The organism is Pseudonocardia zijingensis (assembly GCF_042657305.1).
In the GTDB taxonomy this organism is placed as follows: Bacteria; Actinomycetota; Actinomycetes; order Mycobacteriales; family Pseudonocardiaceae; genus Pseudonocardia; species Pseudonocardia zijingensis.
On sequence record NZ_JBHSKO010000031.1, the window covers coordinates 24,186 to 43,705 of the forward strand.

General features: G+C 74.5%; 14 protein-coding genes and 1 pseudogene. 8 read left to right on the top strand and 7 right to left on the bottom strand.

Annotated features, from left to right (window positions below):
- Positions 1–11: 11 nt before the first annotated feature.
- The 4 genes from rimO to ACFPL3_RS36940 all read left to right on the top strand — a co-directional run bounded on the left by rimO (position 12) and on the right by ACFPL3_RS36940 (position 3,651).
- A complete protein-coding gene (gene rimO, locus ACFPL3_RS36925; protein WP_379590520.1) occupies positions 12–1,481 on the top strand; it encodes a 30S ribosomal protein S12 methylthiotransferase RimO in 1,470 nt (489 codons plus the stop codon).
- Positions 1,478–2,074 (top strand): CDP-diacylglycerol--glycerol-3-phosphate 3-phosphatidyltransferase, encoded by a 597-nt coding sequence (pgsA, locus tag ACFPL3_RS36930; protein WP_343942954.1) that lies wholly within the window; start codon positions 1,478–1,480, stop codon positions 2,072–2,074. Before rimO ends, pgsA begins: the two co-directional genes overlap by 4 nt.
- Before the next feature lie 132 nt (positions 2,075–2,206).
- Positions 2,207–2,623: a helix-turn-helix domain-containing protein gene (locus tag ACFPL3_RS36935; RefSeq protein ID WP_343942955.1), complete on the top strand. Its 417-nt coding sequence runs from the start codon at positions 2,207–2,209 to the stop codon at positions 2,621–2,623.
- A 221-nt stretch (positions 2,624–2,844) separates the two neighbouring features.
- Positions 2,845–3,651, top strand: coding sequence for a PspA/IM30 family protein (locus ACFPL3_RS36940; protein WP_343942956.1), 807 nt, complete (start codon positions 2,845–2,847; stop codon positions 3,649–3,651).
- 714 nt (positions 3,652–4,365) lie between these two features.
- On the opposite strand, the gene ACFPL3_RS36945 is transcribed toward ACFPL3_RS36940, so the two are convergent.
- Together ACFPL3_RS36945 and ACFPL3_RS36950 are read right to left on the bottom strand one after the other, a co-directional pair.
- Positions 4,366–5,682 carry an MFS transporter gene (locus tag ACFPL3_RS36945; protein ID WP_343942957.1) on the bottom strand — a complete coding sequence of 439 codons (1,317 nt, stop codon included), beginning with the start codon at positions 5,680–5,682 and terminating at the stop codon, positions 4,366–4,368.
- Positions 5,679–6,494: an Fpg/Nei family DNA glycosylase gene (locus tag ACFPL3_RS36950; RefSeq protein WP_343942958.1), complete on the bottom strand. Its 816-nt coding sequence runs from the start codon at positions 6,492–6,494 to the stop codon at positions 5,679–5,681. Before ACFPL3_RS36950 ends, ACFPL3_RS36945 begins: the two co-directional genes overlap by 4 nt.
- A gap of 179 nt (positions 6,495–6,673) precedes the next feature.
- Here ACFPL3_RS36950 and ACFPL3_RS36955 point away from each other — a divergent pair, with 179 nt between their 5' ends.
- Together ACFPL3_RS36955 and ACFPL3_RS36960 are read left to right on the top strand one after the other, a co-directional pair.
- Entirely contained in the window at positions 6,674–7,957 is a 1,284-nt protein-coding gene (locus tag ACFPL3_RS36955; protein WP_343942959.1) for a sensor histidine kinase, read from the top strand.
- Positions 7,954–8,597 (top strand): annotated as a pseudogene (locus tag ACFPL3_RS36960) (response regulator transcription factor). The gene ACFPL3_RS36955 and the pseudogene ACFPL3_RS36960 overlap by 4 nt, the downstream one beginning before the upstream one ends.
- Positions 8,598–9,699: 1,102 nt before the next feature.
- On the opposite strand, the gene ACFPL3_RS36965 reads toward ACFPL3_RS36960, so the two are convergent.
- The 4 genes from ACFPL3_RS36965 to ACFPL3_RS36980 form a co-directional block, all read right to left on the bottom strand.
- A complete protein-coding gene (locus tag ACFPL3_RS36965) occupies positions 9,700–10,440 on the bottom strand; it encodes a GNAT family N-acetyltransferase (protein WP_343942960.1) in 741 nt (246 codons plus the stop codon).
- A 51-nt stretch (positions 10,441–10,491) separates the two neighbouring features.
- Positions 10,492–11,433 carry an alpha/beta hydrolase gene (locus ACFPL3_RS36970; RefSeq protein ID WP_343942961.1) on the bottom strand — a complete coding sequence of 314 codons (942 nt, stop codon included), beginning with the start codon at positions 11,431–11,433 and terminating at the stop codon, positions 10,492–10,494.
- Between the two features lie 90 nt (positions 11,434–11,523).
- On the bottom strand, positions 11,524–16,215 hold the full coding sequence (locus ACFPL3_RS36975) for an ATP-dependent helicase (RefSeq protein WP_379590525.1): 4,692 nt from the start codon (positions 16,213–16,215) through the stop codon (positions 11,524–11,526).
- Positions 16,216–16,311: 96 nt separating this feature from the next.
- Positions 16,312–17,229 (bottom strand): DMT family transporter, encoded by a 918-nt coding sequence (locus ACFPL3_RS36980; RefSeq protein ID WP_343946772.1) that lies wholly within the window; start codon positions 17,227–17,229, stop codon positions 16,312–16,314.
- 40 nt (positions 17,230–17,269) lie between these two features.
- Between ACFPL3_RS36980 and ACFPL3_RS36985 the strand changes: the two genes are divergently transcribed.
- The gene (locus ACFPL3_RS36985) at positions 17,270–17,824 is read left to right on the top strand and encodes a TetR/AcrR family transcriptional regulator (RefSeq protein WP_343946771.1); all 555 of its coding nucleotides are present in this window, start codon (positions 17,270–17,272) and stop codon (positions 17,822–17,824) included.
- Here ACFPL3_RS36985 and ACFPL3_RS36990 read toward each other — a convergent pair.
- Positions 17,810–18,550 (bottom strand): arginase family protein, encoded by a 741-nt coding sequence (locus tag ACFPL3_RS36990; protein ID WP_343946770.1) that lies wholly within the window; start codon positions 18,548–18,550, stop codon positions 17,810–17,812. The two genes, ACFPL3_RS36985 and ACFPL3_RS36990, sit on opposite strands and share 15 nt — an antisense overlap.
- 94 nt (positions 18,551–18,644) lie before the next feature.
- On the opposite strand from ACFPL3_RS36990, the gene ACFPL3_RS36995 reads away from it, so the two are divergent.
- On the top strand, positions 18,645–19,451 hold the full coding sequence (locus ACFPL3_RS36995; RefSeq protein WP_343946774.1) for an ArsR/SmtB family transcription factor: 807 nt from the start codon (positions 18,645–18,647) through the stop codon (positions 19,449–19,451).
- Positions 19,452–19,520: the final 69 nt, after the last annotated feature.

Genomic DNA, 19,520 nt, shown 5'->3' on the forward strand with positions numbered 1-19,520 from the left:
CCCTGGTGCCCGTGCCCGAACCCGACGCTCCGCGGCGTGCTGCCCTGCTCACCCTCGGCTGTGCCCGCAACGAGGTCGACTCCGAGGAGCTCGCCGGCCGCCTCACCGGCAGCGGGTGGGAGCTGGTCGACGCCGACTCCGGCACCGCCGACGTGATCGTCGTCAACACCTGCGGATTCGTCGAGCAGGCCAAGAAGGACTCCATCGACACCCTGCTCGCCGCCTCCGACGCCGCCGCCCCGCGCGGCGCCAAGGTCGTGGCCGTCGGGTGCCTCGCCGAGCGCTACGGCGCCGAGCTGGCCGAGAGCCTGCCGGAAGCCGACGCCGTGCTCGGTTTCGACGCCTACCCCGAGCTCGCCGAACGGCTCGGCGACGTCCTCGGTGGCCACGCTCCTGCCCCGCACGTCCCGGTCGACCGCCGCACGCTCCTGCCGATCTCCCCGGTCGAACGACCCGCCGCCGCGGGCGACGTCGCCGTCCCCGGCCACGCCTGGGTGCCCGACCTCGCGCGCACCCGGCTGTCGGAGGCCCCAGTCGCCCCGCTCAAGCTCGCCTCCGGCTGCGACCGCCGCTGCGCGTTCTGCGCCATCCCGTCGTTCCGCGGCGCGTTCGTCTCCCGGCCGCCGGACGACGTCGTCGCCGAGGCGGCGTGGCTCGGCATGCACGGCGTGCGCGAGCTCGTGCTCGTCAGCGAGAACTCCACGTCCTACGGCAAGGACCTGCCCGGCGGGGCGGGCTCGCTCGCGCGGCTGCTCCCGCGGCTCACCCACGTGCCCGGCATCGACCGCGTGCGCGTGTCGTACCTGCAGCCCGCGGAACTGCGCCCCGACCTCCTCGAGGTCATCGCCACCACCCCGGGCATCGCCCCCTACTTCGACCTGTCGTTCCAGCACGCCAGCCCCGCCGTGCTGCGCCGGATGCGCCGCTTCGGCTCCCGCGAGGACTTCCTCGGCCTGTGCGAGCGGATCCGCGCCCTCGCCCCCGAGGCCGGCATCCGCAGCAACGTCATCGTCGGGTTCCCCGGGGAGACGCAAGCCGACCTGGACGAGCTGGAGGCGTTCCTCATCGGCGCCCGGCTCGACGCCGTGGGTGTGTTCGGCTACTCCGACGAGGACGGCACCGAGGCGGCGGGCTACGACAGCAAGCTCCCGCCGGAGGAGATCTCCCGCCGCGTCGAGCACATCACCTCGCTCGTGGAGGAACTGATGGTCCAGCGCGCCGAGGACCGCGTCGGCACCGAGGTCACCGTGCTCGTCGAGGCCGAGGAGGACGAGGACTTCGAGTGCACGGGGCGCGCCGACCACCAGGCCCCCGAGGTCGACGGGGAGTGCGTGCTCGAACGCGGCTCCGGCCTCGAGGTGGGCGACATGGTGCGCGCCGTCGTCGTCGGCACCGAGGGCGCCGACCTCCTCGTCTCACCGCGCGAGCGGGTACCGCGCTCGGAGCTGGCCACGGCGGGCGCGTCGCGGGGGCCGGGGTGACCTCTGCGCCGGCGAGCCCACCGCCCCTGCTGAACATCGCGAACGTCCTCACGGGTGTCCGGCTCCTGCTGGTGCCGGTCTTCCTCCTGGTGCTGTTCGTGGAGGACGGCACGGACGTGGGCTGGCGGCTGGCGGCCACCGGCGTCTTCGTGCTCGCCGCGATCACCGACCGGTTCGACGGCGAACTCGCCCGCAGCCGCGGCCTCGTCACGGCGTTCGGCACCATCGCCGACCCGATCGCCGACAAGGCCCTCACCGGCTCGGCGCTCATCGGCCTGTCCGTGCTGGCCCAGATCCCCTGGTGGGTCACGATCGTGATCATGGCGCGGGAGCTGGGCATCACCGTGCTGCGGTTCTGGGTGCTGCGCCTCGGCATCATCCCGGCCAGCCGCGGCGGCAAGCTCAAGACGCTGTTCCAGGCCATCGCGATCGGGCTGTTCCTGCTCCCGCTCCCCGAGCTGGTGGGCGCCGCCGATGCGGTGTGGGCGCTGCGCTGGGCCGTGCTCGGCATCGCGATCCTGCTCACCGTCGGCACGGCCGTGGACTACGTGCTGCGCGCGCTGCGGCTGCGGGCCGCGGCCGCCACCGGCTGAGCGCCCGGCCGTGTTCGCCGTGGGCGGACGCGGTAGACCGGTGAAGGCGGCGACGGGCGGGCCCGGAAATCGGTACGGTGATCTCACCGGACCGCGGCTGGTCGGCGGCCGGCGGACGAGGAGGAGGGTCGCATGGCGGTGCTGATGCGAGAGGCGATCGGCGGCAGCCTGCGGCGCGTGCGCACGGCGCGGCGACGCACGTTGCGGGACGTGTCACGGCGTGCGCGGGTGAGCCTGGGCTACCTCTCCGAGGTCGAGCGCGGCCGCAAGGAGCCCTCCAGCGAGCTGCTCGCCGCGATCTGCGAGGCCCTCGACATCGCGCTGCACGACCTGCTCGCCGAGGCCGCGGAGGCCATCGCCGCGGGCACCGTGGCGGCCGAGGCCGCGCGCCTGCGCCGTCCCATCGGGCTGCGCCACATGGACCTGCGCCTCGCCACGGCCGAGGACGAGGGCCCCTTCACCCCGGTGGCCCCCGTCGCACCGGTCGCCCCGGCGTCGCCTCGACGCCCCGCGGCCCCCGTCGCGCTGGCGTCCGCCCGCGCAGCCTGACCGTCCGGATGCGGCGCAACCAGGCGCTGGACCGGTAGCCTGAGGTCGGGGTCGCCCCGACGGCAGCATCCGGATCATCCCCGATATCGTCGCCGATCAGTGGAAGCCGGAGGAATCCGGTGCCACGATGGGGCCCAGCGCGCCCGGCAGGCAGGATGGGCGCGCGGTACGGACGGACGGACAGGCAGCGGCGAGCGCGCCGCACTCGGAGGGCGGAGCAGATGGCCAACGGTTTCACGAAGGCCTGGAAGTACCTGATGGCGCTGTTCTCGTCCAAGGTCGACGAGTACGCCGACCCGAAGGTCCAGATCCAGCAGGCCATCGAGGAGGCCCAGCGGCAGCACCAGGCGCTGTCGCAGCAGGCCGCCGCCGTGATCGGCAACCAGCGACAGCTGGAGATGAAGCTCAACCGGCAGTTGGGCGAGATCGAGAAGCTGCAGGCGTCGGCACGGCAGGCGCTCGTGCTCGCCGACCAGGCGCGCGCAGCGGGCGACGAGGCCACGGCACAGCAGCGTGAGCAGGCCGCGCAGGCGTTCGCCACGCAGCTGGTCACCGCCGAGCAGTCCGTCGAGGACCTCAAGACGCTGCACGACCAGTCCATCCAGGCCGCCGCGCAGGCCAAGCAGGCCGTCGAGCGCAACTCGATGGCCCTGCAGCAGAAGATCGCCGAGCGCACCAAGCTGCTCAGCCAGCTCGAGCAGGCCAAGATGCAGGAGCAGGCCGCGGCTTCCCTCCGGCAGATGACCGAGCTCGCCGCGCCCGGCAGCACCCCCTCGCTGGAGGAGGTGCGCGACAAGATCGAGCGCCGCTACGCCAACGCCCTCGGCCAGGCCGACCTCGCCGCCAACTCGGTGCAGGGCCGCATGCTGGAGGTCCAGCAGTCCACGGTCGACATGGCGGGCGCGAGCCGGCTGGAGCAGATCCGCGCCTCGCTCCACGGCAGCCCGGTGGCCGGCGAGGTCACCGCGGGCGACCAGGCCGCCGCCCCCACTCAGCTGAACAAGCAGCAGCAGCCCGGCACGGCCTGAGGCTCTCGAGCCCGCGCCGGGCGCGGCGAGTCCCGCGTCCTGCGGGGCGAGTCCCGCGTTTCGTGAGGGCGAGTCTCGCGTCCGGACGGGCGAGTTCCGCATCCTGCGGGGTGAATGACGCGTCTGGCCAGCCGAGTCCCGCGTCTTGCGGGGGCGAGTCTCGCGTCAGAGGCGGTGACTCCCGCGTTCTGCCGAGGGCCAGTCTCGCGACGGAGCGGCGAGTCCCGCGTCCTGCGGGGCGAGTCCCGCGGTGGCGTGGCCGAATCCCGCGGCAGTGCCTCCGAACGCGCGTCGGCATGGCCGAGTCTCGCGTCTTGTGCGGGCGGGTCCCCCATCTGCTCACGAACGGCAGGCCCGCGACTCGGGGGATGTCTCCCGTTCCGGCGCACCGAACGCGCGACTCAGCACCCTGAGCGCGGGAGTCGCGCCTGCAGGATGCGGGACTCGCGCATGCGGTGGCGTACTCCGCTGGGTGAATGCGCGACTCCCACGCCGCGGCGCGAGACTCGCCGGGTCGGGGCGGGCTCGCGCCGTGCGTTGCGGGTCTCCTGTGGCGGGGCGGGGGGCTCGCGCCGTCTGTTGCGGGACTCGCGTGGCGAGGTGGGGGGACTCGCCCTGTGCGTTTGCGGGTCTCGCGTGGCGAGGTGGGGGACTCGCCGGGCACAGGGGGCTCACCCTGCGCGTTTGCGGGACTCGCCGGGTGGGGTGGGGGACTCAGCCTGTCTGCGTGCGGGACTCGCGGGTTGTGGTGGGGATGAACAGCATCGCGACCGCGCCGATCAGGGCGGGCACGGCGAAGGCGTAGAAGTTGGCCTCCACACCCCAGCCGGAGGACAGCACGAACCCGCCGTAGAGCGGGCCGAGGATCGCCCCGAGCCGGCCGACCCCGAGCGCCCAGCCCAGCCCGGTGGCGCGCATGTCCACGGGGTAGAAGGCGGCGGTGTAGGCGTTGACGAGGATCGTGGTGCCGATCGTGCACGCGCCGGCGATGCCGACCAGCGTCAGCAGCAGCGGCGTCGGCAGCGGGATGCTGAGCAGGAAGATGCACAGCGCCGCCACGAGGAACATCGCGATGGTGACCGACTTGGAGCCGATCCGGTCGGCCACGGCACCGAGCAGCGGGGTGCCGATGATCGCGCCCAGGTTCAGGACGAGCAGGAACGCCAGCGCCGAGCCCAACGGGTAGCCGGCCTCCCGCATGATCTGCGCGAGCCACGTGTTGAGCCCGTACACGAGCAGCAGCCCGACGCCGGTGCCGAGCCAGAACAGCAGCGTGCCGAGCACGAGGGACGGGGCGAAGAGCCGCTTCAGGGCGGTCCCGGCTCCGGCCTTGCCGGCCGGGGTGGCGGGTTCCTCCAGCTCGAGGCCGAAGCGGGCCGCCAGCGCGCGGGCCTCGGCGTCGCGGCCACGGGCGCGCAGGTAGTTCGGCGACTCGGGGAGCAGGCGCCACGCGACGGGCAGCAGCAGCGCGCCGAGCACCGCGCCGATCCAGAACATCGCCCGCCAGCCGAGGCTCGGGATGACCATGATGGCCACCAACGCCGCGGCGATCCCGCCGATCGAGTAGCCGGAGAACATCACGGCGTTCGTCGTGCTGCGGTGCCGGGGGTGGGCGAATTCGACGGTGAGTGCGATGGCCGTCGGGACGACGCCGCCCAGACCCAACCCCGCGACGAACCGGGCCGCGGCGAAGAGCTCGACCGCCGGCGCCGCGGCGGCGAGCGCCATGGCCGCGGAGAACCACGCGATGCAGCCGAGCATGATCCGCCGCCGGCCCACGACGTCGGTGATCGTGCCGATGACCATCGCGCCGATCAGCATGCCGACGAGCGCGTACGCGCCGATCCGGCCGGCCTCGGGCGCGGTGAGCGTCCACCCGGCGGAACCGTCGACCAGCGTCGGCACGACCGTGCCGTAGACGATGAGGTCGTAGCCGTCGACCACGATCGTGAGGCAGCACAGCGCCACGACGAGGAACCTGGACGACGTGCGGGTCGGGGCCTCGGTGCTCCCCGTGCTCTCTGCGCTCACCGCCACATCCTGCTGGGTGACGGGCCCGGTTGGCATGTCGGGCACCAGTAGGCCGTTCGGGCGTGCACGCCCTCGCCCTGGTGCGCGGTGCGGATGCGGGTGCCGCAGCGACGGCAGCGCTGCCCGCCGCGCTCGAACACCCAGGTCTGCCGGCCGCGGGCGAGCTCGCCGGTGGTGGACTGCTGCGGCCGGTCGGCGTTGCGCAGCAGCAGCTCGCGGGAGAGTTCGATCGCGGCGGCCGGGTCGGGGACGTCGCGCACGAGCGTCCACGGGGAGAGGCCGAGCAGGAAGCACACCTCGGTCTTGTAGAGGTTGCCCAACCCGGCGATCACGCGCTGCTCCAGCAGCACCAGCCCCAGCTCGGACGCCCCGCGCGCGGTGAACCGGCGCAACGCCTCCGCGGCCTGCTCGTCGCCCCAGTCGGGATCGAGCAGGTCGGGCCCCAGATGCCCGACGAGGCGGTCCTCCTCCGCGGTGGGCAGGAGCTCCATGTCGTGGAGGTTGAACCCGACGGCGGTGCGCTCGGCCGTCTCCAGCACGGCCCGGGCCTGGTGGGCCGGCCGCTGCCAGTGCATGCCGGGCCGGTAGAGGTGCCAGGAGCCATCGAGGCGCAGGTGGCTGTGCAGGCTGCGGCCGTCGTCGAACCGGGTGAACAGGTGCTTGCCCACCGACGCGACGTCGAGCACGGTGCGGCCGGCGAGGTCGTGCTGCACGAGCTGCGGATGCCGCAGCTCGCCGCGCACCAGTGCCTGCCCGGACAGCGCCGCCCGCAGCCGCTTCGCGGTGAGGTGGACGGTGTCGCCTTCGGGCACGGGAGCGACGGTAACGCGCCTGTTGCGCATCCACCGATCGATGGATCCGCGGCCCGCGCTCCGGTCGATCACACGGCCCCGGCCGTCGCGCACCATGGACCCGTGCGAGGGGATCTGGGGCGAGCGTGTCGAGGGGTCGCGCTCGGCTCGGGTTACCGTCTGCCGGTGGGAGCGGTGCGGTGAGCGAGGTGCTCGATGCCCGTGATCGCCGCATGGACGCCGTCGAACACCGCATCGACAGCGCGTTCGACCGCTACGGCCCGTACCTCGGGCTGGTGCTCGGCCTCGTGCTCTCGCCGCCGTTCCTCGTCGGTGGCCCGGCCTGGCCGTGGTGGGTCATCGGGGTGCTGACCCCGGTCACGGCAGGCTGGTGCGCCGCCTTCACAGCAGGCGATCCGCCGCGCGCGAGGAGGCCGGTCGCCGGCGGCGTGTACGTCACGGGGCTGATCGTCCTGATGACCGCGCTGGTGTACGCGTCGCCGATCTACGCGTTCCAGGTGCTGGCGGTCTACCTGCACGCCTTCGCGTTCCTGCGCGGGTGGTGGCGTTTCGTCGCCGTCGCCCTCGGTGCGACCGTCGTGGCTTACGCCCAGATCGGGGGCAGGTTCGCGGAGTTCACCTCGGGCCTCTGGGTAGCGGTGGCCGTGTTGGCCGTGGCCAACGCCCTGCTCGGCGGCGGGGGCACCTACTTCGGCGTCGTCATGTCCGAGCAGAACCAGCGGCGGCGCGAGATCATCGACGAGCTGGGCGCCACGAACCGGCGCCTGTCCGAGGCGCTCGACGAGAACGCGATCCTGCACGCCCAGCTCCTCGCCCAGGCACGGGAGGCCGGCATGCTCGACGAACGGGCACGGCTCGCCCGGGAGATCCACGACACGATCGCGCAGGGGCTCACCGGGATCGTCACCCAGCTCGAGGCGGCCGGGGTTGCCGACGCCGACCCGGCGGTGCGCAGCCGCCACATCGACACGGCCCGCGCGCTCGCCCGCGAGAGCCTCACCGAGGCCCGCCGCTCGGTGGACGCCCTCGGGCCGCAGCAGCTCGCGGAGGCGCGCCTGCCCGACGCGATCGCCGACATGGCGAAGCGCTGGGCCGAGACGAGCGGCGTCCAGCTCGTCGTCGACACCACCGGCGACCCGCGACCGCTGCTGCCGGAGCTGGAGGTCACGCTGTTCCGCGTGGCCCAGGAAGCGCTCGTGAACGTGGGCAAGCACGCCGGCGCGAGCCGCGTCGGGCTCACCCTGTCCTACATGGAGGACGTCGTGGTGCTCGACGTCCGCGACGACGGCTGCGGCTTCGCGCCCGCCACCACCCCGGGCACCGTCGACGGCTCCGGGTTCGGGCTGGTGGCGATGGAGCAGCGGGTGAGCCGGGTGGGCGGCAGCCTCGGTGTGGAGAGCGCACCCGGCGACGGCACGGCCCTGAGCGCGACCGTTCCCGCGACGCCGGCGGAGGTCAGGTGAGCGAATCGATCCGGGTGCTGATCGTCGACGACCACCCCGTCGTCCGCGACGGCCTGCGCGGCGTGCTCGAGGGCGAGCCGGACCTGGAGGTTGTCGGCGAGGCAGGAGACGGCGCCGAGGCGCTCGTACGGGCCCGGGCCACCTCGGTGGACGTCGTGCTGATGGACCTGCGGATGCCGGTCATGGGCGGCCTCGAGGCGATCGGCGAGTTGCGCCGGACGTGCCCCGACGTCCGGGTGCTCGTGCTCACGACCTACGACACCGACCGGGACGTCCTCCCGGCGGTCGAGGCGGGCGCCACCGGCTACCTGCTCAAGGACACCCCGCGCGAGGAGCTGCTGCGCGCCGTGCGCGCGCCGTGCGCGCGGCGTACCGCGGGGAGGCGGTGCTGTCGCCGTCGGTGGCCGGCCGGCTGATGGGTCGCGTCCGCGAGCCCGCGCCGGACGCGTTGTCGGCGCGGGAGCTGGAGGTGCTGCGGTTGGTGGCCGCCGGCTCCACCAACCGCGAAACCGCCAAGCAGCTGTTCATCAGCGAGGCCACGGTGAAGACGCACCTGCTGCACATCTACGCGAAGCTCGAGGTGCGCGACCGCGCCTCCGCCGTGGCCGCCGGGTACCAGCGCGGGCTGCTCACCCCATGATCGGGAAGTCGGCGCGTTCCCGGGTCGATCCGCGCGGAGGCGGCGCCCTGCCGGCCGGTGATCGCACCGAGCCGCACGTGGCGGTTGTGGGGGCAGCTGCGCGGTACTGCTCGAGCTGGCCGCTTGCGCCGAGCCGCACGACACGGTCCTCCGGACTGTTGCGAGGTGCTGTTCGGCCGGCCGCGGGTGGGTGACCGGAGCGGGCCGCACCCCCGGTGGTGCGGTGGCGCTGTCCCGGCCGGTACGGGTGGGCCGGACCGAGTCGCACAGGACTGTCGCCGGGACGGCCGTGGGGTGCTGCTCGGGCTTGCCGGGCGTGCCGGGTCGTACCGGGCTGTTGCCGGACCAGCTGTGGGGTGCTGCTCGGCGGTGGCTCGCGCTGAGTCGTGCGACACGGTTGTCGGGACGGCTGTGGGGTGCTGCTCGGCGGTGGCCTCGGCGGCTGCTCGGGCCGAGTCGCACTGGGCTGTTGGTGGGACGGCTGCGAGGTGCCGCTCGGGGCTGGTCCCGGCGGCCCCTCGTGCTGAGCCGCACGGGGCTGTTGCCGGATCAACCGGGATGCACTCCTCGCGCGGTGAGTTCAACACCGGGGCATTGATGGGTCAGTTGCGAGGTGCTGTTCAGCCGATGACGGGCGGCGTGATCGTAGCGAGCCGCACGTGGCGGTTGTGGGGGCCGCTGCGCGGTACTGCTCGGGCTGGCGGCTTGCGCCGAGCCGCACGACACGGTCCTCCGAACTGCTGTGAGGTGCTGTTCGGGCCGGTCGCAGGTGGGCGACCGGAGCGGGCCGCACACCCCGGTTGTGCGGTGGCGTTGTCCCGGCCGGTGCGGGCGGACCGGACCGAGCCGCACAGGGCTGTCGCTGGAACGGCCGTGGGGTGCTGCTCGGGCTTGCGGTCGCGCGCCGAGTCGTACCGGGCTGTCGCTGGATCAGCAGGGAGGTGCTGCTCGGGGTGGTCTCGGGCTGCCGGTCGTGCCGAGTCGTACCGGGCTGTTGCTGGATCAACAGGGAGGTACTGCTCGCGCCGCTTGGCTGCCGTACGGGGCGCTGTGGGGGCCGCCGTGAGGTGCTGGTCGAGCCCGCCGCTCGGGCTGAGCGCACCTAGGAGGTCGGGACCGGGGTGCGGAGGGCGTAGAGGACGTCGTTGCGCTCGTGGACGAACCCCAGGCGCTCGGCGACACCTCGGCTGCCGGCGTTGTCAGGGGACGTCGACCAGGTCGGCATGTGCCCGCGGCCGCGGATGTCGCTGATCAGCGCGCTCGCGCACGCGGTGGACAGCCCCTTCCTGCGGTGCGCCGGCTCGGTGATCACGCCGATGTCCTCATAGGTGCCGCCGGTGTAGAAGGGCACGGCGATGGAGGCCGCGCGCCCGTCCACGATCACGGCGCGGGCGACGCGCGCCGCGAGCATGCCGGCCACTCCGGCCCAGGTCTCGGCGATCCAGGCGCTCTCGGCGCTGAGGTCCGCGAGCGCTGGCGCGTCGTCGGGGGTGAGGAGCCGGACGCCCGGATCGGGCGGCGGGGACGCGACGGTGTCCGGCAGCACGGCGATCACCCGGTCCCACACCGCGACATCGGGGTCGGCCGCGCGCAGGGCCGGCAGCCACTCGGGCGGGGCGTCGACGAAGCCGGACAGCGTGGCCAGCTCGGCCGTCGGGAGGTGCGTCGGGTCGCCGCGCAACGAGATGTTGCCGGGCACCTCGGCGACCACCACCCGCGGGTCGGGCCAGCGGTCGACCCGCACCCGCCCGTGGCCGGTGCGGGCCACGTGCTCGAAGACGAGCGGGCCCGGGCGTTCCGGCTGGAACCAGGAGCGCACCGCGTCAGGCTGAACCGTGAGCACGTCGCCGAGCCTGTCGCGACGCACCCGCCCGCGCCAGCGGATATCGGGCGCCTACACCCCCAGCGCCCGCCGCAGCACCACCAGCTTCTCCTCCGCCTGGCGCCGGCTGACCGCAGCCTGCTCGATCATCGACGAGCCGTGGAACGTGCCGGGGAACGCGTGCAGCTCGACGGACACCCCGGACTGCATGAGCCGCTGCGCGTAGGCGAGCCCCTCGTCACGCAGCGGGTCGAACTCCATCACCGAGACGTACGCGGGTGGCAGCCCGGCCAGGTCGGTGGCGCGTGCGGGGGCCGCGTACACCGGGACGTCCGGCCCGCCGCGCTTCCCGGCACCGAGGTAGGAGTCCCAGCTGACCACGGCCTTCGGCCGGCTCCAGATCGGCGTGTCGGTGAACGCCTGCATGCTCGGGGTGTCGAGCCGGTCGTCCAACTCGGGGATGGCGAGGAACTGGAACGCGATCTGCGGGCCGCCGCGGTCGCGCGCGAGCAGCGCCAGCCCGGCGCACAGCCCGCCACCCGCGCTCTCGCCGTGGATCACGATCCGGTCGGGGTCGATGCCCAGCTCGGCGGCGTTCTTCGCCGTCCACACGAGCCCGGCGTAGCAGTCTTCCAGCGGGGCGGGGTAGGGGTGCTCGGGCGCGAGCCGGTACTCCACCGTGACGACCACGACGCCGAGATCGCGGGCGAGGCGCAGGTTGAGCGTGTCGAAGATGTCGATCGAGCCGAGAACGAAGCCGCCGCCGTGGACGTCGTAGACGGCGGCCGGCGCCGCCACCCGCTCGGGCGTGAAGATCCGCAGGTGGACGTCCGGGGCGCCCTCCGGGCCGGGGACGTACTCGTCGCGCACCGCGACGCCCGATCGGTCGGGTTCACCGAACACCGCGGTGAAGGTGACGGCCATCTGCTCGCGCGAGGCCGGGATGTCGCTCAGGTCGCTGGGCGGCATCGCGGCCACGGCTTCGACGAACTCGGGGTCGAACGGATAGCTCATGGATCCTCCGCTGCAACGGGTGACGCGTGCCTGTCACCGATCTTGCCCGGTGCGGCCGCGGTCGCGCAGCAGCGCCGCCCGTGCCGGGGCTCAGGCGCGCAGCCGCAGCCCCTTGGGCGTGACGCGGAACCCGGCCTCGGTGAGCACCTCGGCCAGCTCGGAGCCCAGGGAGCCGACGCCGTCGGCGCGCTCGACCGCCAGGCTCCCCAGCCACCCTTCGTGGACGGCGCCGGCGAGGGCGTGGGCGGCAGCGGTGAGCTCGTCGCGCTCGGCGCCGAACGACAGCAGCGACCGCCCGCCCCGCTCGACGTAGAGCACCGGGGCCCCGTCGACCAGCACGACCAGCGCCCCCGCCTTGCGCCCCGGACGGTGCTTGGTGTCGCCGACGGTGGCCGGCCAGGCCAGCGCGGCGCCGTAGGGCTGGGCCGGGTCGGCGGCGGCGAGCACCACGCTCGTGCGCTCGCTCTCCGGCGCGGCCTCGGGCCGCGACAGCGCGCGCAGGCGGTCGATCGCGCCGGGCACCGCGAACTGGGCGGCGCCGAGCCCCTCGACGACGTAGCCGCGGCGGGCGCGCCCGGAATCCTCCATGGCCCGCAGCACCCGGTAGACGCCGGCGAACCCGCCGCTCACGCGCTCGGTGCCGAGCGCGCCGCGGGTGAGCACGCCGTGGCGTTCGAGGAAGGCCTCGGCGCGGGCGTGGGCGCGGCGGGTGGGGTCGGGCTCCCGCGCGACGGCCAGTGACCACCGCCCGCCGACCGACGGCGGGCCGGTGCGGGTGGGCATGGGCGGACGCCCGGCGCGCAGCTGCGCGTAGCGGCCGCGGCCGGGGGTGCGCCGCGTGCGGTGGGCCGGCGCGGAGCGCCCACCGCCGGACAGGCGCGCCCGCAACGGGGCGAGCGTGTCGTTGGTGAGCAGCCCGGCCCACACGAGGTCCCAGACGGCGGCGACCACCGTGTCGTCGGCCGGCGCCTGCTCCCCGGTGTCGAGCAGGGTGCGGGCGGTGCGGTCGGCGAGCTCGCGGAAGAAGAGCGCGCCGCCGCCGACCGGTGGCTCGTCGAGGTCGGGCAGGCCCAGCGCGGCGAGGACCGCCCGGTGCAGGGGAGTGGTGACCGTGTCGGGTTCGGGCTCGGGCAGCAGCAGGTCGGCGACGTCGGCCGGGGCGACCGCGAGCCAGCCGTCGGTGCCGCCGAGCGGCCCGCACCCGGTCCAGGTGACCTCGCCCGCCGCCGTGAGCTCGTCGAGCAGCGCCGGGGTGTAGCCCGGTAGCCGGGCGGGCAGCACGAGCGACTCGAGCGCGCTCGCCGGCAGCGGCGCCCCGGCGAGCTGCTCGACGACCCCGAGCACGTCCTCGGCGCCCGGGGCCCGCCGCATCCGGCCGCGCCGCTCCCCACCAGCCGCGGCCCGCACGCCCTGCCACGCGGGCAGGAAGCGGCCGAGCGCACGCTGCTCCACCGGTTCGACCTCGGCCCGCAGCCGGGCGAGGGAGGCCCGCCGCAGCCGGCGCAGCACCTCGGCGTCGCAGTACTCGACGGGATCGGCGGTGTGGGCGGCGGCCGGTTGCAGGGCGAGGGGGCGCAGCTCGCCTCGCACGAGGCGACCGGTACCGACCAGCCGGTCGAGCACGCCGGCCACGACCGCCACCCCCAGCCCGAACCGGGCCGCGCACTCGGCGGCGGCGAACGGCCCGCGGGTGCGCGCGTAGCGCAGCACGAGGTCGCCGAGGGGGTCGGCCACGGGTTCGGTGAACGTCTCCGGCACCCCGACCGGGAGCGCGGCACCGAGCGCGTCGCGCACGCGCCCGGAGTCCTCGATGGCGATGAACCGTTCCTCACCGGCGATGCGCACCCGGATGACCCGCCGGGCGGACTCCAGCTCGTGCAGCCACTCCTCGCGGACGCCTCGGGCCGCGGCCTCGGCGGGGGTGAGGTCGCCGAGGAACCGCAGCAGGTCGGCGGCGCCCTCGGCGTCGCGGACGTGCCGGTCGGGGGCCAGCCGCTGCAGCTGCGCCTCGACCTCGGCCACCACCTCCGGCTCCAGCAGCTCGCGGATGGCCTCCGAACCGAGCAGCTCGGAGAGCAGGGTGGAGTCGAGCGACAACGCCGCGGCCCGGCGCTCGGCGAGCGGCGCGTCGGACTCGTAGAGGAACATCCCGACGTAGCCGAACAGCAGGCTGCGCGCGAACGGCGACGGCGCGGGCGTGGTCATCTCCACGACCCGGACCTTGCGCCCCTGCATGTCGGACATGAGCTCGCGCAGGCCGGGCAGGTCGTAGACGTCCTGGACGCACTCGCGCATCGCCTCGAGCGTGACCGGGAACTGCTCGTAGCGCCCGGCCACCGCGAGCAGCTGCGAGGCGCGCTGCCGCTGCTGCCACAGCGGGGTGCGCCGGCGTGGGTCGCGGCGGGGGAGCAGCAGCGACCGGGCGGCGCACTCCCGGAACCGCGACGCGTACAGCGACGAGCCGCCCAGCTCGGCGACCACGATCTGCTCCACCTCGGCCGGGTCGAGCAGCACGTCCTCGGCGGTGGGCACCACCTCGGCGCCGGAGTCGTCGACGGCGTCGGGCAGCCGTAGCACGATGCCGTCGTCGGCGGCCGAGGCGTGGACCTCCACCCCGCGCCGCTCGCGCATCCGGGCCGCGATCGCGAGCGCCCACGGCCCGTTGACCTTGGACCCGAACGGCGAGTGCACCACCAGGCGCCAGTCGCCCAGCTCGTCGCGGAAGCGCTCGACGAGGATGGTGCGGTCGCTGGGTACGTGGCGGGTGGCCTCGCGCTGCTCCTTCAGGTAGGCGACGAGGTTGTCGACGGCCCACTCGTCGAGCCCCGCGGCCGCGGCCCGCTCCCGCGCCGCCTCCTCCGACAGGCCCGCCATCTCCCGCACGAACGCGCCGACCGCCCGGCCGAGCTCGAGCGGCCGCCCGATCTGCTCGCCCTTCCAGAACGGCATCCGCGCGGGCTGCCCCGGCGCCGGGGTGACGATCACGCGGTCGTGGGTGATGTCCTCGACGGTCCAGCTGGACGTGCCGAGCAGGAACGTGTCGCCCACCCGCGACTCGTAGACCATCTCCTCGTCGAGCTCGCCCACCCGCGACCCGCGGCCGTCGGCGCCACCGGGCGTCATGACCGTGAACAGCCCGCGGTCGGGGATGGTGCCGCCCGAGGTGACGGCGAGCCGCTGCGCGCCGGGCCGGCCCTGCAGGGTGTCGGTGACCCGGTCCCAGGTGATGCGGGCGCGCAGCTCGCCGAACTCCTCCGACGGGTAGCGCCCCGCGAGCATGTCGAGCACCGCGTGCAGCGCCGACTCCGGCAGCGCCGCGAACGGCGCCGCCCGGCGCACCACCCGGGCGAGGTCCTGGACCTGCCACGGCTCCAGGGCCGTCATCGCGACGACGTGCTGGGCGAGCACGTCGAGCGGGTTGCGCGGGTAGCGCATGGACTCGATCGCGCCCGCCGTCATCCGCTCGGCGACGACCGCGCAGGACACGAGGTCGCCCCGGTACTTGGGGAACACCACCCCGCGCGACACCGCGCCGACCTGGTGGCCCGCCCGGCCGACCCGCTGCAGCCCGGACGCCACGCTGGGCGGCGCCTCCACCTGCACGACCAGGTCGACCGCGCCCATGTCGATGCCCAGCTCCAGGCTGGAGGTGGCCACCACGCACGGCAGCCGCCCGCTCTTGAGCTCCTCCTCCACGAGGGTGCGCTGCTCCCGCGACATCGACCCGTGGTGGGCCTTGGCCACGGTGGGCGGCGCGCCGGCGCCGATCCCGGACTGGCCGATCGCCTCGGCCGGGAAGGTGTCGGCGTCGAGGTCGACCGCCTCCTCCGCCTCCTCGGCCGCGAGCTCGTTGAGCCGCGCCGTGAGCCGCTCGGCCAGCCGCCGCGAGTTGGAGAACACGATCGTGGACCGGTGCTCGCGCACCAGCTCCAGCAGGCGGCGCTCCACCGCGGGCCAGATCGAGGGCCGCTGGGCCGTGCCCGCGGCGGACCCGACGACCTCCTCGTCGGAGCTGCCCACCGCGGGCTGCTCGTCGAGCGCCGCGAGGTCGGGCACCGGCACCTGGACCGCGACCTCGATCGTCTTCGGGATGGGTGGCTGCACGACCTCGACCGGGCGGGCACCGGCGAGGAACGTGGAGACCTCGTCGACCGGGCGCACGGTGGCCGAGAGCCCGATCCGCTGGGCGGGCCGGGGGAGCAGCTCGTCGAGCCGTTCGAGCGACAGCGCGAGGTGGGCTCCGCGCTTGGTGCCCGCCACGGCGTGCACCTCGTCGACGATCACGGTCTCGACGCCCCGCAGCGACTCCCGGGCCGCCGACGTGAGCAGCAGGAACAGCGACTCCGGCGTGGTGACGAGCACGTCGGGCGGGGTGCGGGCGAACTGGCGGCGCTCGTCGGCCGGGGTGTCGCCGGTGCGCATGCCCACCGTGATCTCCGGGACCGGCAGGCCGAGCCGTGTGGACGCCTGGCGGATGCCGGCGAGCGGGGAGCGCAGGTTGCGCTGCACGTCGACGGCGAGGGCCTTGAGTGGGGACACGTAGAGCACCCGGCACCGGTGGGCGGGCTCGGCCGGCGGCTCGGAGGCGAGCCGGTCGAGCGCCCACAGGAACGCGGCGAGCGTCTTGCCGGAGCCGGTGGGCGCGACGACCAGCGCGTGGCGGCCCTCCTGCGCCGCCGCCCACGCCCCCTCCTGCGCGGCGGTGGGCGCGGCGAAGGCACCCCGGAACCAGTCCGAGGTGGCGGGGGAGAACCGGTCGAGCGCGCTCACGGTCTCCATCATGCGCTCGGGGTCCGACAGTTCGGGCGTCCCGGGCTCAGGACGCCACGTTCCGGTGCCTCCTCCGGTTCAGGAACGCCACGTTCCTGTCCTGGCGGTTCAGCAACGTGGCGTTCCTGAACCCCGGGCCACGAGCGGGGCCGGACGGGGCTGCGGGACCCGGGGCCGCAGCGCCATGGCGACGCCCACCGCGCAGATCGCGATCCCGGGCACCGCGAGCGGGCCGGGGACCTCGCCGAACATCACGAACGCCCACACCATCGTGGTGGGTGGGGTGAGGTAGAGCAGCGTGCTGACGCGCACCGCGCCGCTGCGCCGCAGCACCAGCAGGTAGGTGCCGTAGCCGCCGAACGTCGACAGCACCACCACCCAGGCCACGGCCCACCAGAAGCCGGGGTCGGCGGGTGGCTGCAGGTGACCGCCCGCGCCCGCCAGCGCGACGAAGACGCCCGCGGTGAGCACGGTCTGGGCCGTGAGCGACTCCAGCGGGGACTCGGCGGGCCGCCACCGCCGCTCCAGCACCGTGCCGGCGGAGAGCGCGGCCATTCCGCCGATCGGGAGCAGGAACGCCCACCACGGCGCGCTGCCGGGGCCGACGTCCCCCGCGACGACCAGGGCGACGCCGAGCAGCCCGAGCACGAGCCCCGCACGTTGGCGCGGCCCGATCCGCTCGCCCAGCACCGCGCCCGCAGCCACCGCCACGACCAGCGGCTGCACGGCGGCGATGAGCGCGGTGGTGCCGGCAGGCACCCCGAGCCCGACGCCGAATACGACCCCGCCCAGGTACAGGAACTGGCACAGCAGGCCCAGCGTGCCCTGGCGCAGCAGCGCCCGCGGCGTCAGCCGGGTGCCCAGCACCGCGGCGAGCCCGCCGAGCAGGGCGGCCGCCACGATGTAGCGCCAGGCCAGCAGCGTGTCGGCGGGGGCGTAGCGGGTGCCCAGCTCGGCCCCGACGAAGCCGGAGCTCCACATCACGACGAGGGCCGCGCCCGCCGCGGCGTCCGCGTGTCGGTTCATGCCGGCGAGGTAACCACACCGGTCGGTATACTCGCAGTGGATGAGCACCGATTTCGACGTAGCGCCACTCACGCCCGCGGGGGAGCGACTCCTCGACGCGGCGGCCGACCTGTTCTACCGGCGTGGGATCCGCGCCGTCGGCGTCGACCTGATCGCCGACGTCGCGGGCACCACGAAGAAGACCCTCTACGACCGCTTCGGCAGCAAGGACGCGCTGGTCGCGCTGTACCTGCGGCGGCGCGCCGCGCGCTGGCAGGCGTTCGTGCGCGCCCACATCGACCGGGTGCCGCCGGAGCGCCGGGCCGCCGCCGTCTTCGACGCCCTCGAGGAGTGGCTCGCCGACCAGGACCGCGGCTGCGCGTTCGTCAACGCCAACGCCGAGATCGGCGGCACCGGCCACCCCGGTGAGGTCGTCATCCGGGCGGAGAAGGCGGCGATGCGCGCGCTGTTCACCGAGCTGGTGGGCGGCGACGAGGACCTCGGCGCGCAGCTGCACCTGCTCTACGAGGGCGCCAACGTGGCCGTGACGGCCGGCGGGCAGCCCGACGGGATCGAGCAGGCCCGCCGCGCCGCCGCGCGGCTACTGCGCGGCTGAGAGCTCCTCCACCAGGCCGGCGAGGCGGGGGCCGGCCCCGCTGCCCGGCCGATAGGTGCACGCGATCCCGACGGCGGCCACCCCGCCCGCGGCGACGATGTCCCGGACGGCGTCGGTCACCGCCGCGAGCGACGGGCCGCCAGGGGCCGGGAACAGCAGGCCCGGGAGGTCGTCGGGGTTCGTCACGTCGACGTCGACGTGCAGGTAGATCGGCCCTTCGACCTCGCCGACCTCCTCGACCGGCACCCGCCGGATCCCCGAGCCTGCGAGGTAGTCGGCCTCCGGCGGGTCCAGGTCGCGGGCGTCCACCAGCACGACGTCCTGCTCGGGCACCGGGCGCAGCCCGAGCCGCTCGGGGGCCGTGCGGTCCGCGCCGCCCACGAGCTGGCGCACCGGGAAGCCGCCCAGGTAGCCCGACGCCGACGTCTGCGGCGTCTGCACGTCGCCGTGGCCGTCGAACCAGACGACGCGCGGGTCGCGGCCGGCCCGCTGCAGCCCGGCGACGACACCCAGGGACGTGGTGCAGTCGCCGGAGACCACGACCGGGACCCGGCCGTCCCGGACCTGCGCCGCCACCACCTCGGCGACCTCCTCGTAGAGCACGGCCATCCGCTCCCACGGCGGGCCGTCCGGGAGGTCCGGCGCGATCGTGCGGTCGGCGGGGAGCGGGAGCTCCAGTTCGGGCAGGGGTTCGTCGAGGTGGAACGGGATGGCGATCACGGTCACGAGGCCAGTCTCGCGACGGCGTTGACATGCAGCCAACTGGCTGCCTATCGTCAACAGGCAGCCGAACGGCTGCATGAACGACCGGACGGACGGTATGGACGAGGTCTTCAAGGCGCTGGCCGACCCGAGCCGGCGCCGGCTGCTCGACAGCCTCAACGCCCGCAACGGCCAGCGGCTGACCGAGCTGTGCGCAGGCCTCGACATGGCCCGGCAGTCGGTCAGCAAGCACCTCGCCGTGCTCGAGGCGGCCGCGCTCGTCACCACGATCCGGCGCGGCCGCGAGAAGTTGCACTACCTCAATGCGGCGCCGATCCAGGAGATCGCCGACCGCTGGATCCACCACTACGACCGGCGGCGGGTGGAGGCCCTCGCCGATCTCAAACAGGCATTGGAGGCCCCGATGGGCGAGCCCGCGTTCGTGTACACCACCTTCATCGAGACCACTCCCGAGAAACTCTGGCAGGCGCTCACCGAACCGGCGTTCACCCGCCGGTACTGGGGAATCGCGTTCGAGGCCGACTGGCAGCCCGGATCGACCATGGTGTGGGAGCAGGACGGCCACCGCGTCACCGATCCCGAGCAGGTCGTGCTGGAGGCCGACCCGCCGCGGAAGCTCGCCTACACCTGGCACACGCCCACCCCTGAGTGGGCGGCGCTCAACGGCATCGAGGACGACGTCCGCGCCGTACTCGCCGCGGAGAGCCGCTCGAGGGTGACGTTCGAGATCGAGCCCTACGGCGCAACGGTCAAGCTCACCGTCGTGCACGACGGCTTCCCGACCGGCAGCACGATGCGCACGATGGTGAGCAGCGGGTGGCCGCACCTGCTGTCCGACCTCAAGACGCTGATGGAGACGGGGCGGCCGATGCCGAAGGTGCCGGCCGAGGCGTGGTCGAGCTGACCGCTGCGTCGTTCGGCCCAGGGTGAACCCGCGAATGGCGCAAAATCGCATTTCCTGAACGACACGCGT